This window comes from Pseudomonas sp. P1_F7 (genome assembly GCF_056405655.1).
On the sequence record NZ_JBFUBR010000042.1, the window covers coordinates 1 to 4794 of the forward strand.

At 58.4% G+C, this 4794-nt stretch carries 4 protein-coding genes; 2 read left to right on the forward strand and 2 right to left on the reverse strand.

Annotated features, from left to right (window positions below; all coding sequences use genetic code 11):
* The coding region (locus AC1D1M_RS31175) for a Rossmann-fold NAD(P)-binding domain-containing protein (protein ID WP_477778662.1) at window positions 1-632 on the reverse strand (632 nt) is incomplete at its 3' end.
* 435 nt (window positions 633-1067) lie between these two features.
* Entirely contained in the window at window positions 1068-1967 is a 900-nt protein-coding gene (locus tag AC1D1M_RS31180) for a LysR family transcriptional regulator (protein ID WP_008053123.1), read from the reverse strand.
* A 157-nt stretch (window positions 1968-2124) separates the two neighbouring features.
* Between AC1D1M_RS31180 and AC1D1M_RS31185 the strand changes: the two genes are divergently transcribed.
* Complete coding sequence (locus AC1D1M_RS31185) at window positions 2125-3306, forward strand: acyl-CoA dehydrogenase (protein WP_008018499.1); 1182 nt, start codon at window positions 2125-2127, stop codon at window positions 3304-3306.
* Window positions 3307-3319: 13 nt separating this feature from the next.
* On the forward strand, window positions 3320-4540 hold the full coding sequence (locus AC1D1M_RS31190) for a CaiB/BaiF CoA transferase family protein (RefSeq protein WP_477778663.1): 1221 nt from the start codon (window positions 3320-3322) through the stop codon (window positions 4538-4540).
* Window positions 4541-4794 lie beyond the last annotated feature (254 nt).

Below are 4794 nucleotides of genomic sequence, written 5' to 3' on the forward strand. Positions count from 1 at the left end.
ACGAATTTGGCGCCGAGGGATTCGATCTGCTCTTTTACCGCAGGACGCACGTCGGACGCTTCGATCACCGCACCCAGGCGTTTCGCCGTGGCGATGGCCTGCAAACCGGCCACGCCGGCACCGAGGATCAGCACGCGCGCCGCTTTCACTGTGCCCGCAGCGGTCATCAGCATCGGCATGAAACGCGGATAGTAGTGCGCGGCCAGCAACACGGCTTTATAGCCGGCGATGTTGGCTTGCGAGGACAGCACATCCAGGCTTTGGGCACGGGAGGTGCGCGGCGCCGCCTCCAGGGCAAAGGCGGTAATCCCGCACTCGGCCAGCTTGGCGATGGTTTCGTTGCTGAACGGGTTGAGCATCCCTACCACAACGGTGCCGCTTTTAATCAGCGCCAGCTCGCTGTCGCTGGGCGCGACCACCTTCAAAATCAGCTCTGCAGCAAACGCGTCATTGGCGTTGCCAATGGTTGCGCCTGCCGCTTCATAGGCACTGTCGACAACGCTGGCATTCACGCCGGCGCCGCTTTGTACAGTGACCTTATGGCCCTGGCCGATCAGCTTCTTGATGGTTTCCGGGGTTGCAGCAACCCGTGTTTCACCGGTCTGGGTTTCGAGAGGAACACCAATGTGCACGTCAAATCTCCTGCGTGATCTTATTGAGTAAACCCATGCACTACGGATGGTGCGGCTGGGGCGGCCGATCAGCACGATCCCGCCAAATCAGGGCGGGGCGCGGCATTTTGCAGGCGAACTTTGTGCCCTTCAAGGGATTATGACGGGTGACGGAAAATTAACTACAAGTCACCCCGTGACCGAATGTCGCAACCAACCGGGTCAATCCCTTGCAGACCGTGCTTTGCAAGGATTCTGGCCGAAATTGAAGAATTTACACATCGGCCGTATGAATGATGCGGCATCGCTTCGAAATAGTGGCGCAAAGCCGCGTGGTCAGGCGCTTGTGGAACGTTTGTACGACTTCTCGATACAGTTTGCTGGTATGCGACAAATACGTATATCTGTAGGGCTTTGTATTTGCTGACTACGGGGTCAGGTAACGATAAGGGGCCTTTATCCTTCTAGGCTGTAGCTGTGCGCCTGATTTACCAGCCAGTCACGAAATGCCCTCAAAGACGCGGATTCGACCTTTCGCTCAGGAATCATCAGGTAGTAAGCCTTGATGCTGGACAGTGCTTGCGGGTTGGCAATCACCAGGCGTTTCTCTTTCAACTCCCTTTGAATCAGGAATGGGGGAATCAGGGCAATGCCCATGTCGTGCATGGCTGCCTGGGCGAGCATGGAGAATAGTTCATAGCGGGGGCCTGTCATGTCTCGCGGGACATTCAGGTGTTGGGAATCGAACCATTGACGCCAGGCATAGGGGCGGGTGGTTTGTTGCAGAAGAGGTAAGTCTGCGATTTCGCCAGGCGTCAGACCGGTCTTGTTTCCGAGCAGGTTGGGGCTGCAAACGGGCATCGGATTTTCACCCATCAGCCTGTGGGATTCCGTACCCGACCAATCCGCGTCACCGAAGTAGATGGCGGCATCGAAATCCGTGTCGGCGAACAGGAACGGCCGCGTGCGGTTGGTCAGGTTGACCGTCACTTCCGGGTGCTTCTGCTGAAAGTCCTTGAGTCGCGGCAGCAGCCATTGGGTGCCGAAGGTCGGAACTACGGCCAACTCGATCACGTTGGTGCCCTGCTGGCCCATTACGGACAAAGTGTCGCGCTCAACCGCATCGAGTTGAGTGGCCACTCGACGGCTGTAGGAAAGCCCGGCCTCCGTCAGCTTGACCCCGCGCCGCGAGCGTCGGAACAGCTCCACACTGAGGAACTCTTCAAGGCTGGCGATCTGTCGGCAAATCGCCCCTTGGGTCAGCGAAAGTTCCTGGGCGGCCTTGGTGAAGCTCTCGTGGCGCGCCGCGGCCTCGAAACTGATCAGGGCGGTGGTGCTGGGTATCTTTCTGCGCATGTACATCAACCTCACTAATACATCGCATAAAGGCTCTTTCGCGACGTTTCGGAGTGAGAAATTAGCACAACAGTATGCAAAATCCTCGTTTGCCGTAGCGCCGATCCGGGCCTAGGATCAGTCCACGTTATTTGACCCGATTCGAGAGGACACACTCATGGGCGGTAAAGCAAGCTTCAACTGGATCGATCCCCTGCTGCTGGATCAACAGCTCACTGAAGAAGAACGCATGATTCGCGACACGGCTGCGCAATTCGCTCAGCAAAGCCTTGCGCCGCGCATCCTCGAAGCTTTCCGTCATGAGAAGACCGACCCGGCCATCTTCCGCGAAATGGGCGAAGTCGGCCTGTTGGGCGCAACCATCCCCGAGCAGTACGGCGGTAGCGGCCTGAACTATGTCAGCTATGGCCTGATTGCCCGTGAAGTCGAGCGTATCGACTCCGGCTACCGCTCGATGATGAGCGTGCAGTCCTCGCTGGTGATGGTGCCAATCAATGAATTCGGTACCGAAGCGCAGAAGCAGAAGTACCTGCCGAAACTGGCGTCGGGTGAGTGGATCGGCTGCTTCGGCCTGACCGAGCCTAACCACGGCTCCGACCCGGGCGCGATGATCAGTCGTGCGCGCAAAGTGGAAGGCGGCTACAGCCTCACTGGCAGCAAGATGTGGATCACCAACAGCCCGATCGCCGATGTGTTCGTGGTCTGGGCCAAGGACGATGCCGGCGACATCCGCGGCTTCGTACTGGAGAAAGGCTGGAAAGGCCTGAGCGCTCCGGCGATTCACGGCAAGGTGGGCCTGCGGGCATCGATCACCGGTGAAATCGTCATGGACAACGTGTTCGTGCCGGAAGAGAACATCTTCCCGGATGTCCGTGGCCTGAAGGGGCCTTTCACTTGCCTCAACTCGGCACGTTACGGCATCTCCTGGGGTGCGCTGGGTGCGGCTGAGTTCTGCTGGCACACCGCTCGCCAGTACACCCTGGATCGTCAACAGTTCGGTCGCCCACTGGCTGCCACTCAGTTGATCCAGAAGAAACTGGCCGACATGCAGACCGAAATCACCATGGCGCTGCAAGGTTGCCTGCGTCTGGGTCGTATGAAGGATGAGGGGACTGCTGCGGTCGAAATTACCTCGATGATGAAGCGCAACTCCTGCGGCAAGTCCCTGGACATCGCGCGCATGGCTCGCGATATGTTGGGCGGCAACGGTATCTCCGATGAGTTCGGTGTCGCTCGCCACCTGGTGAACCTGGAAGTGGTGAATACCTATGAAGGTACACACGACGTCCACGCACTGATCCTCGGTCGCGCGCAAACCGGCATCCAGGCGTTCTATTAATAGGAGAACGTCCATGGGCGCGCTTACGCATCTACGGGTACTGGATTTATCGCGGGTATTGGCCGGGCCTTGGGCCGGGCAGATCCTGGCCGACCTTGGCGCTGAAGTGATCAAGGTCGAGCGTCCGGGTAACGGCGATGACACGCGCGCCTGGGGGCCGCCGTTCCTTAAGGACGCTTATGGCGAGAACACCAGCGAGGCCGCCTATTACTTGTCGGCCAATCGCAACAAACAATCGGTCACCATCGACTTCACACGCCCTGAAGGGCAGAAGCTGGTGCGTGAACTGGCGGCCAAGTCGGACATCCTGATCGAGAACTTCAAGGTCGGCGGTCTGGCGGCTTATGGCCTGGACTATGAATCGCTGAAGGCGATCAATCCGGATCTGATCTATTGCTCGATCACCGGGTTCGGCCAGACCGGTCCTTACGCCAAGCGTGCGGGTTATGACTTCATGATCCAGGGGCTGGGCGGCCTCATGAGCCTGACGGGGAGACCTGAGGGCGAAGAGGGTGCGGGGCCGGTGAAGGTTGGCGTGGCGCTGACGGACATCCTGACCGGGCTGTATTCGACTGTCGCGATCCTGGCTGCGCTTGCGCATCGGGACCACGACGGCGGTGGTCAGCATATCGATATGGCTCTGCTGGACGTACAGGTGGCTTGTCTGGCCAACCAGGCAATGAACTACCTGACGACAGGCAATGCGCCTAAACGCCTGGGTAATGCTCATCCGAACATCGTGCCCTATCAGGATTTTCCTACGGCGGATGGCGACTTCATCCTTACCGTCGGAAACGATGGTCAGTTCCGCAAGTTCGCGGAAGTGGCCGGGCAACCGCAGTGGGCGGACGATCCGCGTTTTGCGACCAACAAGCTGCGGGTGGCAAACAGGACAGTGCTGATTCCGCTGATCCGCCAGGCGACGGTGTTCAAGACTACGGCTGAGTGGGTGGCGCAGCTGGAACAGGCTGGCGTGCCCTGCGGGCCTATCAATGACGTGGCGCAGATGTTTGCCGATCCTCAGGTCAAGGCGCGTGGGTTGGCTATCGAGCTGCCGCATGCGCTGGCCGGGATGGTGCCTCAGGTGGCGAGCCCGATTCGACTGTCGGAGACGCCGGTGGAATACCGTTTTGCACCTCCTTTGCTGGGTGAGCACACGTTGGAGGTTTTGCAGCGGGTGTTGGGCCTGGATGCCGGGGTGGTGTCTGCATTCAAGGCTTCGGGCGTTCTCTGATAGGACTCTTCTATATAGAGGGGCGTTTCGGCTCCTCTATATAGGCTTCCTTTGAGGCGTTTTGCTGCTTTCTGCAGCTTATTGATAGAAAACCTAAATCAGTGCTTGACGGCAGATTCCAGGTGTCTATAATTCGCCCCACTTCCGGCGCAGTCGAAACGGAAAACTCCTTGGTAAACAACGAGTTACTCGGTTTTCGACAGCAGGTGCTTCAGTTCATCGAAGCCAAAAGGGAGTTGAAAAAGAGGTGTTGA